Source organism: Paraburkholderia sp. CNPSo 3281, from assembly GCF_024206515.1.
Classification (GTDB): domain Bacteria; phylum Pseudomonadota; class Gammaproteobacteria; order Burkholderiales; family Burkholderiaceae; genus Paraburkholderia; species Paraburkholderia nodosa.
Window position 1 is genome coordinate 205,610 of record NZ_JAMBPS010000003.1, and the last position, 15,825, is coordinate 221,434.

The following is a 15,825-nucleotide window of genomic DNA, read 5'->3' on the forward strand; positions in this document are numbered from 1 at the left end:
CTTTTCTTTTGGCGCGGCGCTTGATGCGCCATGTGCGCCGTGTCACGCGCATCACGCCGGCACCGAGCCTCGCGGCTTAGTGCCAATGTCCCGGAGGCCCGCCGTGGTCGCGGTCGTAATGGCCGCGGTCGTAGTGGCCGCGGCCCGGGCCGTCATAGCCGCCGTGGTGGCGATACCAGTCGTCGCGCCCCCAGTAGCGGCGGCCATCCCAGTAACGATCGCCGTGCCAGCCGATGACGATGGCCGGCGGCACCGCATAAACAGGCGCCGGCTGATAGACGACCGGCGGCGGCGGCGGCGCGTAGACCGGTTGCGGAGCGACATAAACCGGGGCCGGAATACCGATGTTGACACCAACGCTCACGCCAGCCATAGCAACGCTCGATGCGCCGATAGCCACGCCCCCGAGCAGCATTGCAACAACACGTGGGAACTTCATGGACTCACCTTTCGGGTTTGATGTTTTGTTGAAGCCAATATAACGCACGGCTTTCGCCCGCGTATTTCAAACTTGTAATAACTGATGCACAAACATGGCCTGCGTTCGATGTCGTTACGTCTCGTTACACCGATGCCCGCTTGAGCGACGCGGCGAACGATGGCGCAGCGGAGGATATCACCGCTGGCGCCAAAGCGTGCGGACCGCAACAGGGTTTTCGGCTCACGCACGCGCAGCACACAGCGATATCGCTGCGCGGTTGCCGCACTCACGCCACAAACTTCACTTCATTCGCATTACGAATGACTTTCCGCGCGCCTCACTCTCCCACGACGTGTTGCGCACGAAATGTATTAACGGCATATCCACGAAAATATTGACCGCGTTCCCCTGGGTTTTGCGCATGCCGGAGATGCCTATGCAGTCCTAAGCGAGTGGATCAGAAGATCGGAGATCGATGGTGAGGCAAGCAGGACAACTCGAGGCGGCAATAGCCGCGCCGTTCGAACACCGGCTTTTCGCGTGGCGGGAGCCCAAAAAACAAAAACCCCGCAAGCCGAGACTTGCGGGGTTTCGCCGCCATGACTGGCGGAGACGGAGGGATTCGAACCCTCGATCCAGGTTTTGGCCCAGATGCTCCCTTAGCAGGGGAGTGCCTTCGACCTCTCGGCCACGTCTCCCGAAAACTTCGTTCGCGCCAGGGAGGCAGCGCAACGAAGCCAAGATAATAGCGGGTTAGCGCCTTCCGGTCAATTCATACGACGCTTTTTTGCAAAGTTTTTTCTGCAAGCGCACAACGAACGTCGTGCGCAGCATCGCAAACCGGAATCGAGCGGAAAACCGCGTCACACCCTCGTCACACAATTCAAACGCGGCGCAAAAGGCCACGCAAAAACAGCGCGATTTATGCGTGCTCGAGGTCGAACGCCTTGTGCAGCGCGCGCACCGCCAGTTCCATGTACTTCTCGTCGATCAGCACCGAGATCTTGATTTCCGAGGTCGAGATCATCTGGATGTTGATGCCCTCTTCTGAGAGCGTGCGGAACATCTTGCTCGCCACACCTACGTGCGAGCGCATGCCCACGCCGACCACCGACACCTTCGACACCTTCGCGTCGCCGAGCACCTGCTCCGCGCTAACGTGGCCCTTCACCTGATTGTTCAGCACATCGATGGCGCGCTGATAGTCGCCGCGGGGCACCGTGAACGTGAAGTCCGTTTTGCCGGCCACACTCTGGTTCTGGATGATCATGTCGACGTCGATGTTCGCATCCGCCACGGGGCCGAGGATCTGATACGCGATGCCCGGCTTGTCGGGCACGCCCATCACGATGATGCGGGCCTCGTCGCGCTGGAACGCGATACCCGAGATGACTGCTTTTTCCATGGTCTCGTCTTCTTCAAAAGTAATCAGGGTGCCCGAGGACATTTCCTCGTCGAGGTTCATCATCGGGTCGGTCAGGCTGGAGAGCACACGCGTCTTCACCTGATACTTGCCCGCGAATTCCACCGAGCGGATCTGCAGCACTTTCGAGCCGAGGCTGGCCATTTCCAGCATCTCTTCGAACGTAATGCGGTCGAGACGGCGTGCGTCGTCGACCACACGCGGGTCGGTCGTGTAGACGCCGTCGACGTCCGTATAGATCAGGCATTCGTCGGCCTTCAGCGCCGCTGCGACTGCAACCGCCGACGTGTCCGAGCCGCCGCGGCCGAGCGTGGTGATATGGCCTTCCGGGTCGATGCCCTGGAAGCCCGTGATCACGACCACCTTGCCGTCGTCGAGATCGGCCAGCACGCGCTCGCCGTCGATGTCGTTGATGCGGGCCTTGGTGAACGAGCTGTCGGTTTTGACCGGCACTTGCCAGCCGGTGTAGCTGATGGCGTCGACGCCTGCTTCCTGCAGGGCGATCGACAGGAGGCCGACGCTCACCTGCTCACCGGTCGACGCAATCATGTCGAGCTCGCGCGGGCTGGGCTGCGGCGAAATTTCTTTCGCGAGACCGAGCAGACGATTGGTTTCGCCGGACATCGCCGACGGCACGACGACCATCTTGTGGCCGGCCTTGTGCCATTTGGCGACGCGCTTGGCGACGTTCTTGATGCGCTCGACCGAGCCCATCGAGGTGCCGCCGTATTTGTGTACGATGAGTGCCATTGTCGTTCTGAACTGGAGATGTTACCGCGCTGGCGCACTGAAGAACCGGGCCGCCCGGACGCTTGGGGCCACGGCGGCGGCTTCAGCGCGTGCAGCACGCGCGGGTTTTGCCTCAGGGGCGCGAAGGCCGGCGCATCGTATCCATATCGTGCGATACGTATCGATACGCGCTGGTGCCTTGCACTCGCGCCCTGCCCGCATGCCGCTACGACGTCCCTGCAACCGTCGGATACCGCTCGAAGGAAATCGCGCCTTCACGGCGTACGCCATTTTTGATGGCGTTCGTGCATATGCCGCTTTTGACGGCGTCCGTGAACGCGAAAAAGCGGGCTGGACAAACGACTTACACTACCCGATTGACGCCAAAATTACAAGACAGAACAAGCTTGCGGATGCCGAAAAAGGCTTGTGCGGCAAGGATTTGCGGGGGAACGATCGCGATTCCGTCGGCGAATTGGACGGTGACGTTGGGCGCGACTTCAGGCGATCAGCCAATCTTCGCGCCACTCGATGCGACGCCAGGCCGCGCCAGGCTCGCCAGGCAGCGCAGCGAACGCCGACCGGTTCACGCCGATACGGGGCACGAACAGCAAGGTCTCGCCCACAAAGAGCAACGGCACGTCGCGCTCCCATGCAGGCACGCCGCGCGTCTGGAACAGGTTCTTGAGCGTGCGGCTCACGTTCGCGGCTTCGTCGCGCAAGCGCTCGCCGCCGCTGCGCGCGCGCGCGACGAGCGGCGCGCTCGCGAGCACGCGCTCGGGAACGGCGTCGGCATCGTCGGGGGCGGCGGGCGCAAAAACGTAGGTCCCGCGCCATGATGGCAGGCGCCAGACTTCCTCTCCGCGCCAGGTCAACGACACCGGCGTGCGCGCATGAGCGGCGCCCTCGCCTGCGCGTTCGTCGCGCGCACGCACGGCTTCCCACGAGACGATGCCGCGATACGAGCGCAAGCGGTGTCCGGCGTGATCGACGCGCAACGCGTGGCCGCTCACGTCATCGCGCGCAACCTCGCGCAACTGCCGCAACATATCCGCAAGCCGCGCTGTCGATGCCGCCGGCAGGCCAAGCGAGCGCATCCAGTAACGGAGCAAGTTGAGCGCGCGCGCATCGTCGAGCGCGAGCAGCGCGGTCTGTGAAAGCGCGTGATCGCCCTCGCGTCCAGCGTCGCGCAAATCGATGCGCGCGAGATCGTCGAGCAGACGCTGCGAAGAGGCCGCATGCGCCGCCGTGCGTGCAAGCGCATCGCGACAACCGGGAAAATGGGCCGAGAGCGCCGGCATCACGTCGTGACGCAAGGCGTTGCGCGCGTAGCGCGTGTCGTCATTCGATTCGTCGTCGATCCAGTGCAGGCCGTGCGCGCGCGCATAGCGCTCCAGTTGCGTGCGCAACAACGCGAGCAGCGGGCGCATGCGCACCACGCCATTCACGCTCGCACGTGCGGGCGCCATCGCCGCGAGCCCCGCGAGCCCGGCGCCGCGCAGCAACTGCAACAGCACCGTTTCCGCCTGATCGTCCGCGTGCTGCGCGAGCCAGAGCACCTGTACGCCGTGCGCCGCGCACATCGCGTCGAGCGCGCGGTAGCGGGCGTCGCGGGCGGCCGCCTCGACGCCGGCGGCGGCGTCGCGCGCCAACTCCACACGCATCGCGTCGAACGTCACGCCATAGGCGCGCGCGGTCGCCTCGCAATGCGCGAGCCATGCCTCAGCATTCGGGCTCAGGCCATGATGCACATGCAGCGCGACGAGACGGGCCGCCCCGGCCACCCGCACCGCGGCGTCCAGCAGCACCGACGAGTCGAGGCCGCCGCTATACGCGATCGCGATGCGTGCGTCGTCGGCAAGCGTGGAAAGCACAACGCCGAGCGCATCGAGAACGATGCGCCCGGCGTCGGATTCGGGATGGTCGGTCACAGCACGACCGCAGGCGTCGAGGAACGTTGACGTCGCGCGCCTTATGCGCCCGGCGTCGTTTCCTTGAACTTGCCGTAGGCCATCAGGCGCTCGAAACGGCGCTGCTTCAGGTCGGCGATGCTCATGCCCTGGAACTGGCGCAGCGAATCGGCGAGCGCGCGGCGCAGCAGCGCGGCCATGCCCTTCGGGTCGCGATGCGCGCCGCCGAGCGGCTCGTTCACGATCTTGTCGATGAGGCCCAGCGCCTTGAGGCGGTGCGCCGTGAGGCCCAGCGCTTCGGCGGCTTCCGGCGCCTTCGCGGCGCTCTTCCAGAGAATCGACGCGCAGCCTTCCGGCGAGATCACCGAGTAGGTCGAGAACTGCAGCATCATGACGGTATCGGCAACGGCCACGGCGAGCGCGCCGCCCGAACCGCCTTCGCCGATGATCGTCGTGATGATCGGCGTCTTGAGTTCGGCCATCACATAGAGATTGCGGCCGATGGCTTCCGACTGGCCGCGCTCTTCCGCGCCAATGCCCGGGTACGCACCCGGCGTGTCGACGAACGTGAAGATGGGCAGGCCGAACTTCTCGGCGAGGCGCATCAGGCGCTCGGCCTTGCGATAGCCTTCCGGGCGCGGCATGCCGAAGTTGCGCGCGGCGCGCTCCTTCGTGTCACGGCCCTTCTGATGGCCGATCACCATGCAGGCCTGGCCATTGAAGCGCGCGAGGCCGCCGACAACGGAAAGGTCGTCCGCGAACGAGCGGTCGCCATGGAGTTCGTGAAAATCGGTAAACAGCTCGTGCACGTAATCGAGCGTGTACGGACGCTGCGGATGACGCGCGATCTGCGAAACCTGCCACGGGCTCAGGTTCGCATAGAGGTCCTTCGTGAGTTGCTGGCTCTTCTTCGACAGCCGCTCGATTTCTTCCGAAATATCGACGGCCGAATCGTCCTGAACGAAGCGCAGTTCTTCGATCTTCGCTTCCAGTTCAGCGATCGGCTGTTCGAAATCCAGAAACGTGGTCTTCATGTGTGGGAATCCTTCACTTTGCGGCAGCGCGTATTCTAACCGCGCCAGCCCGCGCCGAAATCGGCTCAGAACTATCGATTTCTTCGATCAATAGCATTTTTCTTGGTAACCGACGACTGCCCCGGGCCTCACGACGGCTCGAGGCTGCGCCACATATACCAGGTCGCGACGGTACGCCACGGCTCCCAGTTGGCCGCGACTTCGCGCGCCTCGCTGCGCGTGACCGGCTCGCCACTGAAATAATTGACGCTGATCGCGCGGATCAGGCCCAGATCGTCGAGCGGCAGCACATTCGGACGAGCGAGATTGAAGATCAGGAACATCTCGGCGGTCCAGCGGCCGATGCCGCGAATCGCCGTGAGCTCCGCGATCACGTCTTCGTCGTCCATCGACGTCCACTTGCCGACGTGCAGCGCACCCGAGACGAAATGCTGCGCGAGATCGAGGATGTATTCCGTCTTGCGTTTCGAGAGGCCGCACGCCGCGAGCTTTTCGTGACCGAGCTTCAGGAACTGCTGCGGCACGAGCTTCGGACACGCGGCTTCCACACGCTGCCAAAGCGCCTGCGCCGCCGCCGTCGAAATCTGCTGGCCGACCACCGAGCGCGCGAGCGTGACGAACGGATCGTCGCGGCTCAACAAATGCACGGGGCCGAACTTCGGAATCAGCTTCTTGAGAATGCGATCGCGCTTGACGAGGTCCGCGCAGGCCTTGTCCCAATAGCCGGGACGCTGCACCTCGAACTCGAGATCGCCCAGCGCGTTCGCCGCGGGCTCCACGGCTTCGAGCGCCGCCGGACCATTGGAGAGAGCGGCCTCGATTGCCGCGCCGTCGATCACCTCGTGCGATGCGGACGCGCCGTTGGTTTTCCCACGCGCCGTCTTCGCAGCTGCCTTTGTCGCTGCCTTGCCGCCCGCTCCGTTGAGCGCACGCTTTGCACCTGCGGGTGCGCCCGCAGTTCCGCCCGTTAGCGACGCAGACCGCCTGGTCTGCGTCTTCGTGGCCGTTGCCATCCTGCCTCCTGCCTCGCGAATCGATCAGTGGAAACTGGACAGCCCGCTTACACGCGGCGCCACTCGGTCAACCCGCCCGGTTTGTCTTCGAGCGCGACACCGGCTTCGAGCAGTTCGGCCCGAATCCGGTCCGCCTCCGCATATTGCTTCGCCTGCTTGGCCGCCGTGCGCGCCGCGATCTTCGCTTCGATCGCTGCCACGTCGAGCGCACCTGCATCTTGTGCGCCCGCGGCCTGTTGCAGGAACACGCGCGGCTCGCGCACGAGCAGCCCGATCACACGTGCGAGGCGCTGCAACTGACGCGCGAGCATTGCGTCGCGCGTACGGTTCACCTCGCTCGCGAGTTCGAACAGCGCGGCGATCGCCACCGGCGTGTTGAAGTCGTCGTTCATTGCCGCACGAAAACGTTGCGCGTACGGTTCATTCCAGTCAAGCTCGCCCGCGTCCGGCGTCACGTCCTTCAACGCCGTGTAAAGACGCGTGAGCGCGTTGCGCGCGTCGTCGAGGTGCACGTCGCTGTAATTCAGCGGCGAGCGGTAATGCGCGCGTGCCATGAAGAAGCGCACCACTTCGGCATCGTACTTCGCCAGCACTTCGCGGATCGTGAAGAAGTTGCCGAGCGACTTCGACATCTTCTCGCTGTCGATATTCACGAAGCCGTTATGCATCCACGTATTGACGAACGTCTTGCCGGTCGCGCCTTCGCTCTGTGCGATTTCGTTCTCGTGGTGCGGAAACTGCAGGTCCTGGCCGCCGCCATGAATGTCGAAGTGCTCGCCGAGCAACGTGCAGCCCATGGCCGAGCATTCGATATGCCAGCCCGGACGCCCGCGCCCATATTTCGAGTCCCAGCTCGTGTCGGCCGGCTCTTGCGGTTTTGCCTGTTTCCACAGCACGAAGTCAAGCGGATCCTGCTTGGCATCGTTCGTCGCCACACGTTCGCCCGCGCGCAAGTCTTCGATCGACTTGCCGGAGAGCGCACCATAGTTCGCGAACTTGCGCACCGCGTAGTTCACGTCGCCGTCCGCACCCTGGTACGCGTAGCCGTTGCGCTCGAGCTTGCCGATCATGTCGAGCATCTGCGGGATGTACTGCGTCGCGCGCGGCTCATGATCGGGACGCTCGATGCCGAGCGCGTCCGCGTCTTCGTGCAGCGCCGCAATGAAACGGTCGGTGAGTTGCTTGATCGTCTCGCCGTTTTCTACCGCGCGACGAATGATCTTGTCATCGATATCGGTAATATTGCGCACGTAGGTCACGTTGTAGCCGAGCGCGCGCAGCCAGCGTTGCACGATATCGAACACCACCATCACACGCGCATGCCCGACGTGACAATAGTCGTACACCGTCATCCCGCAGACGTACATACGCACGACGCCGGGCTCGAGTGGCACGAAATTTTGCTTGTCACGCGCGAGCGTGTTGTAGATGCGCAGTGATTCCATAAAGGCGATGGATACGTGGGTCGAAAGAAATCCGCGGCGGCGCCGACCGCAGCCAGCGGGTGATGCCCGCATTGCTCAGGCTGCTATCTGTCGGCGTCCGGACTGCAACCAGGTTGCTATCGGGGCGGAGACGACCACGAGTGGCGTTGGAAAGCCCGGCGACTCGCGCAAGCGCCCGAAATGCGAATGAAACGGGCGAGGGACAAAGCGCGCGACGAAAACGCACAGACCTTTTGTTAGAATGGCTCGGAGTATAACACCGCGACCTCACCCTATGAAACCTTCCAGCGGCCGCGCGCCCCGTGCTGCGACCCTTGCCGCGTCGGCTCTCTCGAGCGTCGCGATCGTGCTGTGCAGTGTCGGCATCGCGCATGCCGCGCCCCCGGCGACCTCCGACGCGACGCCCGGCGCCGACGCCGCGATCAGCCAGCACGACTGGGCTGGCGCGCTCAGCCAGCTCGACGCACGCATCAAGACGAATCCGCGCGACGTACAGGCGAAGTTCAAGCGCGCGACCATTCTCGCGCGCCTGAACCGCGACGACGACGCGATCGAGGCGTTCACCGAACTCACGCAGCTCTACCCCGAATTGCCCGAGCCTTACAACAATCTCGCGGCGCTTTACGCGAAGCATGGCCGCTACGACGAGGCGCGCGTCGCGCTCGAAACCGCGGTGAAGGCGAACCCGTCGTACGGACTCGCATGGGAAAATCTCGGCGACCTGTACCTGCGTCTGGCCGACGCGTCGTACCGCCGCGCGCAAACGCTTGGCCACGCAAGCGGCACCACGCAGCAGCGCCAGGCCGACATTGCGAAGATCATCTCGCCGCCGCCCGCGCAGAAGAAGCCGAGCGCCGCGGCGGCAGAAGGCGCATCGGAAGCGAGCCCGTCGGCCGTCGTGCCCGCGCTCAGCAACCCCGCGTACCAGTTCGGCGGCTCGACGGGGTCGCTCGCGATGCCGCCTTTTGTCGCGCCATCGAACTAACACATGGCGCGCAGCCTGCGCGCCGCGACACGTTTTTCCCGCACTTCCGAGGATACTCATGAAATGGTTGATGTTGGCGCTCGGCAGCGCCGCCCTGATCGCGAACGCACCCGCCTTTGCGCAAAACGGCCAGCCGGCCGCCGCGCATCCGCAAGTGCTCTTCAAGACCAGTGAAGGCGACATTCGCGTCGAGCTCTATCCGGAGAAAGCGCCGAAGACCGTCGACAATTTCCTGCAGTACGTGAAGGCTGGCCAGTACAACGGCACGATCTTTCATCGCGTGATTCGCGGTTTCATGATCCAGGCCGGCGGCTACACGCAAAGCTTCGTCGAGAAGCCCACGCGCGCGCCGATCGCGCTCGAGAGCAGGAACGGCCTGAAGAATCTCACGGGCACGATCGCGATGGCGCGCACGAGCGACCCGAATTCGGCCACCGCGCAGTTCTTCATCAACACGGTCGACAACGCCGGCCTCGACTATCCGAACCCGGACGGCAACGGCTATGCCGTGTTCGGCAAGGTCACACAGGGCATGGACGTCGTGAAGAATATCGAAGCGGCGCCCACCACCTCGCGCGGCCCGATGGCCGACGTGCCGCAAAAGGAAATCGTGATCGAGTCGGCGACCGTCGTCGGCAAGTAAGAACGCCGGCAACACGCCAGTTAATCATCGACTAACCGGGCGGCTGCGCCGCCCTCACCCGTCGCACGTCGCGGCGCCGGCACACGCGTTGGGCAACACGCCCCGCCTCTTGCCGATGCAGCGACGTTCATTCCCCCAGCCACAGGCAAAGGATCCCATCATGGTCGAACTGCACACGAACCACGGCGTCATCAAGCTCGAACTGAACGCCGAGAAGGCCCCGAAGACGGTCGCCAACTTCCTCAACTATGTGAAGAGCGGCCACTATGACGGCACGGTGTTTCACCGTGTCATCGACGGGTTCATGATCCAGGGCGGCGGCTTCGACGCCGGCATGAAGCAAAAGCCGACCGAAGCGTCGATCGAAAACGAAGCGAACAACGGCCTGAAGAACGAGCGCGGCTCGATCGCCATGGCGCGCACCAACGACCCGCATTCGGCATCGGCGCAGTTCTTCATCAACGTCGCCGACAACGACTTCCTGAACCACTCGTCGCCGACGCCGCAAGGCTGGGGCTACGCCGTGTTCGGCAAGGTCGTGGAAGGCCTCGAAGTGGTCGACAAGATCAAGAAGGTCAAGACGGGCTCGAAGGGCTTCCATCAGGACGTGCCGGTCGACGACGTCGTGATCGAGAAGGCTGTCGTCGTCGAATAAGCTTCATACAACTCTCACGCACACCCTTCATCGATGCTGCAGGAAAAGGCTTTACGACACGCTGCCGCGGGCGTGCCCGGCGAGGGCAAGCGCCCGCACGCGGCTCGTCCGTTTCTATTCATTTCCGATGTGCATCTGAATGAAGGGATTCCGCGCACGGTCGCCGCGTTCGAGCGCTTCATCCGGGTCACGGCCGATCAGGCCGACTCGGTGTTCATACTCGGCGACCTCTTCGAATACTGGATCGGTGACGACATGCTCACCGATGCGTTCCCCGCGCGCATGGCTGCGCTGATGCATACGCTCTCCGAGCGCGGCATCGCGCTCTACATCATGCACGGCAACCGCGACTTTCTGATGGGCAAGCGTTTCATGAAAGCCGCGGGCGCGATCTGGCTGCCCGACCCCATCGCGATCACCGCGTTCGGCACGCGCCTCGCGCTCGCGCACGGCGACGCGTTGTGCACCGACGATCACGGCTATCAGCTCTTTCGCAAGCTCGCGCGCAACCGGCTCGTGCAGCTGCTGTTTCTTGCGTGGCCGTTTCGCTGGCGGCGCGCGATCGCCGAGCGGGCGCGCCGCGCGAGCGAGAGCAAACGCAGCGGCCCGCGTCTGCCGAAGTACGACGTCACGGTCAAAGGCGTCGCGGCGCTCTTCAAGCGCGCGCGCGCGAACACCATCGTGCACGGCCACACGCACCGGCCGGCGCGCCACCAGGAGCCCGGCGGCACGCGTTGGGTCTTGCCCGACTGGGATCTCGATCACGGCAAGCCGCGGGGCGGCTATCTGCGCGTGGATGCGGAAGGCTTCAGGGCCTTGCCGCTCGACTGAGGTGCGCCGCTTTATTGTTAGCACCTCGCTTTTGGCACCTCGCCTTTAGCACCCTCCTGGCGCCACGCCTCAAACGCGCGCAGGCGCTTTCTCTTCTTCGTGGCTAGCGGCTTCGGCTTGTGGCCCGCCGCATTCCAGCCCCTCGGACAGACGCCGCAATTCGGCGAGCGCCGCATCGGCACCATGCAGCGCCTCGAGTCGCGCGCCGAGCCGCTCGAGCGCGACAACGATCGCATCGACGCGCTGTGTCTGCGTAGCCGCGTGGTCAATGAGACCGTGGATCGCGAGCGAAACCGGGTCGTCGGCATTGGGCGTGATGCCATAGGCGCAAAAGCCCTCGCGCGCCGAAGCCGGCTTAGCCTGCACCGGCGCGGTCTTCGCGGGCGCGACGATGCGCGCGGGGTTGCCCACCGCCGTCGCGCCTTCCGGCACCGGCTTGACGACCACGGCGTTCGAGCCGATCTTCGCCCCGGCGCCCACCGTGAAGCCGCCGAGCACCTTTGCGCCCGCACCGACGATCACGCCCGGACCCAGCGTCGGGTGGCGCTTCGCGCCACGCGTGAGCGACGTGCCGCCGAGCGTCACGCCCTGGTAGATCGTGCAGTCGTCGCCGACCTCGGCCGTCTCGCCGATCACGACGCCCATGCCGTGATCGATGAACACGCGCCTGCCGATGGCCGCGCCCGGATGGATCTCGATGCCCGTCAGAAAACGCGCGATCTGCGAAACATAGCGCGCGAGCCAACGGCGCTTCGCGAGCCAGCACGCATGCGCGAAGCGATGCAGCACGAGCGCATGCAGACCCGGATAACAGGTCAGAACCTCCCACGCACTGCGGGCGGCGGGATCGCGCTCGCGGATCGTGGCAATGTCTTCGCGAAGTCTCTTGAACATGGCAGTTACGCTAAAACGGGTGAAACATGCGGAATGGGGGCACGCGCGACGCCGCAGCGTGCGCGCAAGCGGCGCAACGGCTATTGCGGCCGCGCGCATTTGCTTATGAATTTTTAGCTGGTTTTCAGCCGATTGTAGGCGCAAAGCCGATTCGAGGTCGGAAGCCCCCGTCGGCGGCAAGGTTGGAGCCTGCGCGCACGCAGCCGCGCTGGCGCAGAGGATCAGTGGTTCTCGCCCTTGGCGTCGCCTTTGCCCTTGAGCAGCAGGACGTGCTTGGCGATGCCGCGCACGATATTGACCTCCTCGCGCTCGAGCCCCGAGCGGGCGAACAGCCGTCGCAGGCGCGACATCAGCTTCTTCGGATTGGCGGGGTCGAGAAACTCGAGCGCGATGAGCGCGTTCTCGAGGTGCACGTACATGCGCTCGATGTCGTCGCTCGTCGCGAGCGGCGACCCGGCAGCAGGCTGGGCGGCGCCGCTCGCACCGCCAGCCGCCGGCAGCGCGGCGGCGGGTGCGCTCTCCCCAAGGTACGCGAGGCGCAGCTCGTAGGCGAGCACCTGGACTGCCTGGGCAAGATTGAGCGAGCTATAGGCGGGATTGGCCGGAATATGTGCAAGCGCGCTGCAGCGCTCGACGTCGTCGTTCGACAGCCCCGTGCGCTCGTTGCCGAACACAAGCGCGATATCGCCGCCGTGCACCGCCTGGCGGCAGGCGTCCTGCACCGCCTGGCGCGGCACTGCAGGCGGCGGCCCGTACTCGCGCGTGCGCGCCGTGAGCGCGAGCGACCATTGCACGCCCGCCAGCGCGTCGGCGAGCGTCGGCACGATGTGGGCAGCCGCGAGCACGTCGTCGGCGCCGCTCGCCATGGCCACGGCTTCCGGATCGCAGTGGACCTGCGGCACGCGCGGCGCCACCAGCACGAGGCGCGAGAATCCCATGGTCTTCAGCGCGCGCGCGGCTGCGCCGACGTTGCCGGGGTGGCTCGGCTCGACGAGCACGAAGCGGGTAGACGTGAAGCCGCCGCGCAGCGGCTCGTGAGCGTCGCCTGAAGCCGGCGCCGTAGCGTGGGAAGTTGCGTAGGAATCAGGTGAATCGGGGTGCGCCAAGATAGTTCTCTAACCGCGAAAAGGATATTGAAATGTCTATGTTAGCGCGCCCAGCGCTGCGGCGATGTCCGCACATGCGCCGCCTGCCGCGCCAGGCCGCCGTGCACCACGGTTGCCCGGGCGGCCCAGCTGACTGAACGGCATCTCCATATAAATCCCGATATCCAGCCCGGGAGAAGCCATGGAAACGCCGATACTCGGGTAAAATGGCGGTTTCGCGCGCGTCGGGCGAATCGTGCAGCCGTTTTGCTGCCCGCCAGGCGCCCGGCAAGTCGCTGACAAACAGCGCCGCCGCGCCCCGCTCTTATCCAATTCGTCTCCGTTGACGGGACAGGTTCCGCAGGTCCGCTCGAGGGCCCGCGCCCTGTCCAATCGTTAGACGCTTTTATCTTTTGCACCACCGGCGCGCATCCAGCCTTCGCGAGCGCCGGACAACAAGGATCCTGGCTCATGCATCCCATGCTCAACATCGCTGTCAAGGCCGCGCGCCGCGCCGGACAGATCATCAACCGCGCGTCGCTCGACCTCGACCTCGTGCAGGTCGCGAAGAAGCAGCACAACGATTTCGTCACGGAAGTCGACAAGGCGGCCGAATCCGCCATCATCGAAACGCTCAAGACCGCCTACCCCGACCACGCCATCCTCGCCGAGGAATCGGGCCAGTCGGAGAACGAGTCCGAGTACCAGTGGATCATCGATCCGCTCGACGGCACCACCAACTTCATCCACGGCTTCCAGTACTACTGCGTCTCGATCGCGCTCGCGCACAAGGGCCTTGTCACGCAGGCCGTGGTCTACGACCCGACTCGCAACGATCTCTTCACCGCCTCGCGCGGTCGCGGCGCGTTCCTGAACGACCGCCGTATCCGCGTGGGCCGCCGCGACCGTCTCGCCGACGGCCTGATCGGCACCGGCTTCCCGTTCCGCGAAAAGGACGGCCTCGCCAGCTACTGCGAGCTGTTCGCCGAAATGACCAACGCGTGCGCGGGCCTGCGCCGCCCGGGCGCGGCCGCACTCGATCTGGCCAACGTCGCCGCCGGCCGCATGGACGGCTTCTTCGAGCAGGGCCTCAATCCGTGGGACGTCGCCGCGGGCGGCCTGCTCGTGACGGAAGCGGGCGGTCTGATCGGCAACTACACGGGCGACTCGGACTTCCTGCACATGGGCGAAGTCGTCGCGGGCAACCCGAAGATCTACGCGCAGATGGTGCCGATCCTCTCGAAGTACACGCGCGTGCCCAAGGCGGCGTAAGCGCCCATGCGCCTCGCGGTGCACGCCTGGTTCCACCGCGACGCGTGCAGAGCGCGCGCCAGGTCACGCCTCGCCCACGCATGCGCATCGAGCGGCTTCGGCCGCTTTTTTGTTTCGCCCGTCGCCCTGCTGCAAGAGGACCACGCACGCATCCGATGAAAAAAGGCTTCTACACGATCATCGCCGCGCAGTTCGTGTCGTCGCTCGCCGACAACGCGCTCCTCATCGCGGCGATTGCGCTGCTCACGGTGATTGCATCGCCCGCCTGGGTGACGCCGCTGCTGCAGATCTTTTTCACGATCTCCTACGTGCTGCTCGCGCCTTTCGTGGGCGCGTTCGCCGACGCCCTCCAAAAGCGCCACGTCATGTTCGTCTCGAACGCGCTCAAGGCGTGCGGCTGTCTGCTGATGATCGCCGGCGTGCATCCGATGCTCGCGTATGGCGTGGTCGGCTTCGGCGCGGCGGCCTATTCGCCCGCAAAGTATGGAATCCTGACGGAATTGCTGCCGGCCGAAAAGCTCGTCGCCGCCAATGCATGGCTCGAATCGGCCACGGTGCTTTCCACCATCGTCGGCACGATGATGGGCGGCGCACTCGTTTCGACTTACGCCGACCGTTTCGTCGCGCGTCATCCGTTGCCGGTCATCCATTCGGCCGCCGACCTCGCGATGCTCGCCGTGATGATCACGTATGTGTTCGCCGCGCTCATCAACATCGGCATTCCCGACACGGGCGCGCGCTATGAGAACCGGCTCAGGGAGCCAGCGCGTCTCATGGGCGATTTCACGCATAGTTTCAACGTGCTCTGGACCGACAAGCTCGCGCAGATTGCGCTCTGGGTCACGACCCTGATGTGGGGCGCAGCGGTCACGCTCCAACTGCTCGTGCTCAAGTGGGCCGACGCGAATCTCGGACTCTCGCTCTCGAAAGCCGCCGTGATGCAGGGCGTGACGGGACTCGGCATCGCGCTCGGCGCGGGCGCGGCAGCCGCATGGGTGTCGCTGCGCGCCTCGCTGCGCGTGCTGCCCGTGGGCGTGCTGTGCGGCGCGGTGGCGATCGGCATGGCGTTCTACAGCAAAGGCCTCTTTCCGCAAGGCGTTGGCGTGCGCTTCGGCACGTTCATCGTGCCCTTCTATCTGCTTTTCGCGTACCCGCTGATGGTGCTGCTCGGCATACTCGCCGGTTTTTTCATCGTGCCGATGAACGCCCTGCTGCAGCATCGCGGCGCGACGCTGCTGTCGGCGGGCCACTCGATCGCCGTGCAGAATTTCAACCAGAATCTCGCGGTGCTGCTCATGCTCGGCGCGTATGCGCTGCTGCTCACCGCGAAGGTCCCCGTGCAGTGGATCATCGTCGTGTTCGGCGTATTCGTTTCCACGATGATCTGGCTCGCCATGCGGCACAGTGCGGCAAACGCGCGCACCGTGGACCTGCAGGCGCTGGTCGACGAATGACGGAAGCACTTGTTACGGCGTTAGCCGAAAG

Annotated in this window: 14 protein-coding genes and 1 tRNA gene; 6 read left to right on the forward strand and 9 right to left on the reverse strand. The window is 64.8% G+C overall.

Translation table 11 applies throughout. From position 1 onward, the window contains the following. Positions 1-76 precede the first annotated feature (76 nt). The 7 genes from M3I56_RS04920 to cysS all read right to left on the reverse strand — a co-directional run bounded on the left by M3I56_RS04920 (position 77) and on the right by cysS (position 7,975). On the reverse strand, positions 77-439 hold the full coding sequence (locus M3I56_RS04920; RefSeq protein WP_254352796.1) for a hypothetical protein: 363 nt from the start codon (positions 437-439) through the stop codon (positions 77-79). Positions 440-1,025: 586 nt separating this feature from the next. Then, positions 1,026-1,119, reverse strand: a tRNA-Ser gene (locus tag M3I56_RS04925). Positions 1,120-1,343: 224 nt separating this feature from the next. Then, the gene (locus M3I56_RS04930) at positions 1,344-2,594 is read right to left on the reverse strand and encodes an aspartate kinase (RefSeq protein WP_028204105.1); all 1,251 of its coding nucleotides are present in this window, start codon (positions 2,592-2,594) and stop codon (positions 1,344-1,346) included. 479 nt (positions 2,595-3,073) lie between these two features. Continuing rightward, entirely contained in the window at positions 3,074-4,504 is a 1,431-nt protein-coding gene (tilS, locus tag M3I56_RS04935) for a tRNA lysidine(34) synthetase TilS (RefSeq protein WP_254352797.1), read from the reverse strand. A 41-nt stretch (positions 4,505-4,545) separates the two neighbouring features. Beyond that, the gene (locus tag M3I56_RS04940) at positions 4,546-5,517 is read right to left on the reverse strand and encodes an acetyl-CoA carboxylase carboxyltransferase subunit alpha (protein WP_028204107.1); all 972 of its coding nucleotides are present in this window, start codon (positions 5,515-5,517) and stop codon (positions 4,546-4,548) included. 128 nt (positions 5,518-5,645) lie between these two features. Next, positions 5,646-6,530: a DNA-3-methyladenine glycosylase gene (locus M3I56_RS04945; protein ID WP_254352798.1), complete on the reverse strand. Its 885-nt coding sequence runs from the start codon at positions 6,528-6,530 to the stop codon at positions 5,646-5,648. Positions 6,531-6,577: 47 nt separating this feature from the next. After that, positions 6,578-7,975 (reverse strand): cysteine--tRNA ligase, encoded by a 1,398-nt coding sequence (cysS, locus tag M3I56_RS04950; protein WP_254352799.1) that lies wholly within the window; start codon positions 7,973-7,975, stop codon positions 6,578-6,580. A 274-nt stretch (positions 7,976-8,249) separates the two neighbouring features. On the opposite strand from cysS, the gene M3I56_RS04955 reads away from it, so the two are divergent. From M3I56_RS04955 to M3I56_RS04970, 4 genes are all read left to right on the forward strand, one after another. Further along, the gene (locus M3I56_RS04955) at positions 8,250-8,960 is read left to right on the forward strand and encodes a M48 family metallopeptidase (RefSeq protein WP_028204110.1); all 711 of its coding nucleotides are present in this window, start codon (positions 8,250-8,252) and stop codon (positions 8,958-8,960) included. Between the two features lie 58 nt (positions 8,961-9,018). Beyond that, positions 9,019-9,603, forward strand: a complete 585-nt coding sequence (locus tag M3I56_RS04960) for a peptidylprolyl isomerase (RefSeq protein WP_254352800.1) — start codon at positions 9,019-9,021, stop codon at positions 9,601-9,603. Positions 9,604-9,763: 160 nt separating this feature from the next. Then, the gene (locus tag M3I56_RS04965; RefSeq protein WP_254352801.1) at positions 9,764-10,258 is read left to right on the forward strand and encodes a peptidylprolyl isomerase; all 495 of its coding nucleotides are present in this window, start codon (positions 9,764-9,766) and stop codon (positions 10,256-10,258) included. A gap of 33 nt (positions 10,259-10,291) precedes the next feature. After that, a complete protein-coding gene (locus tag M3I56_RS04970) occupies positions 10,292-11,089 on the forward strand; it encodes a UDP-2,3-diacylglucosamine diphosphatase (RefSeq protein WP_254352802.1) in 798 nt (265 codons plus the stop codon). A 69-nt stretch (positions 11,090-11,158) separates the two neighbouring features. Here M3I56_RS04970 and cysE read toward each other — a convergent pair whose 3' ends face one another. Next, a complete protein-coding gene (cysE, locus tag M3I56_RS04975; protein ID WP_254352803.1) occupies positions 11,159-11,983 on the reverse strand; it encodes a serine O-acetyltransferase in 825 nt (274 codons plus the stop codon). A 221-nt stretch (positions 11,984-12,204) separates the two neighbouring features. Beyond that, entirely contained in the window at positions 12,205-13,011 is an 807-nt protein-coding gene (locus M3I56_RS04980; RefSeq protein ID WP_254352950.1) for an RNA methyltransferase, read from the reverse strand. 528 nt (positions 13,012-13,539) lie between these two features. On the opposite strand from M3I56_RS04980, the gene M3I56_RS04985 reads away from it, so the two are divergent. Together M3I56_RS04985 and lplT are read left to right on the forward strand one after the other, a co-directional pair. Further along, complete coding sequence (locus M3I56_RS04985) at positions 13,540-14,340, forward strand: inositol monophosphatase family protein (RefSeq protein ID WP_254352804.1); 801 nt, start codon at positions 13,540-13,542, stop codon at positions 14,338-14,340. Positions 14,341-14,495: 155 nt separating this feature from the next. Beyond that, positions 14,496-15,794: a lysophospholipid transporter LplT gene (gene lplT, locus M3I56_RS04990; protein WP_254352805.1), complete on the forward strand. Its 1,299-nt coding sequence runs from the start codon at positions 14,496-14,498 to the stop codon at positions 15,792-15,794. The last annotated feature ends 31 nt before the right edge of the window (positions 15,795-15,825 follow it).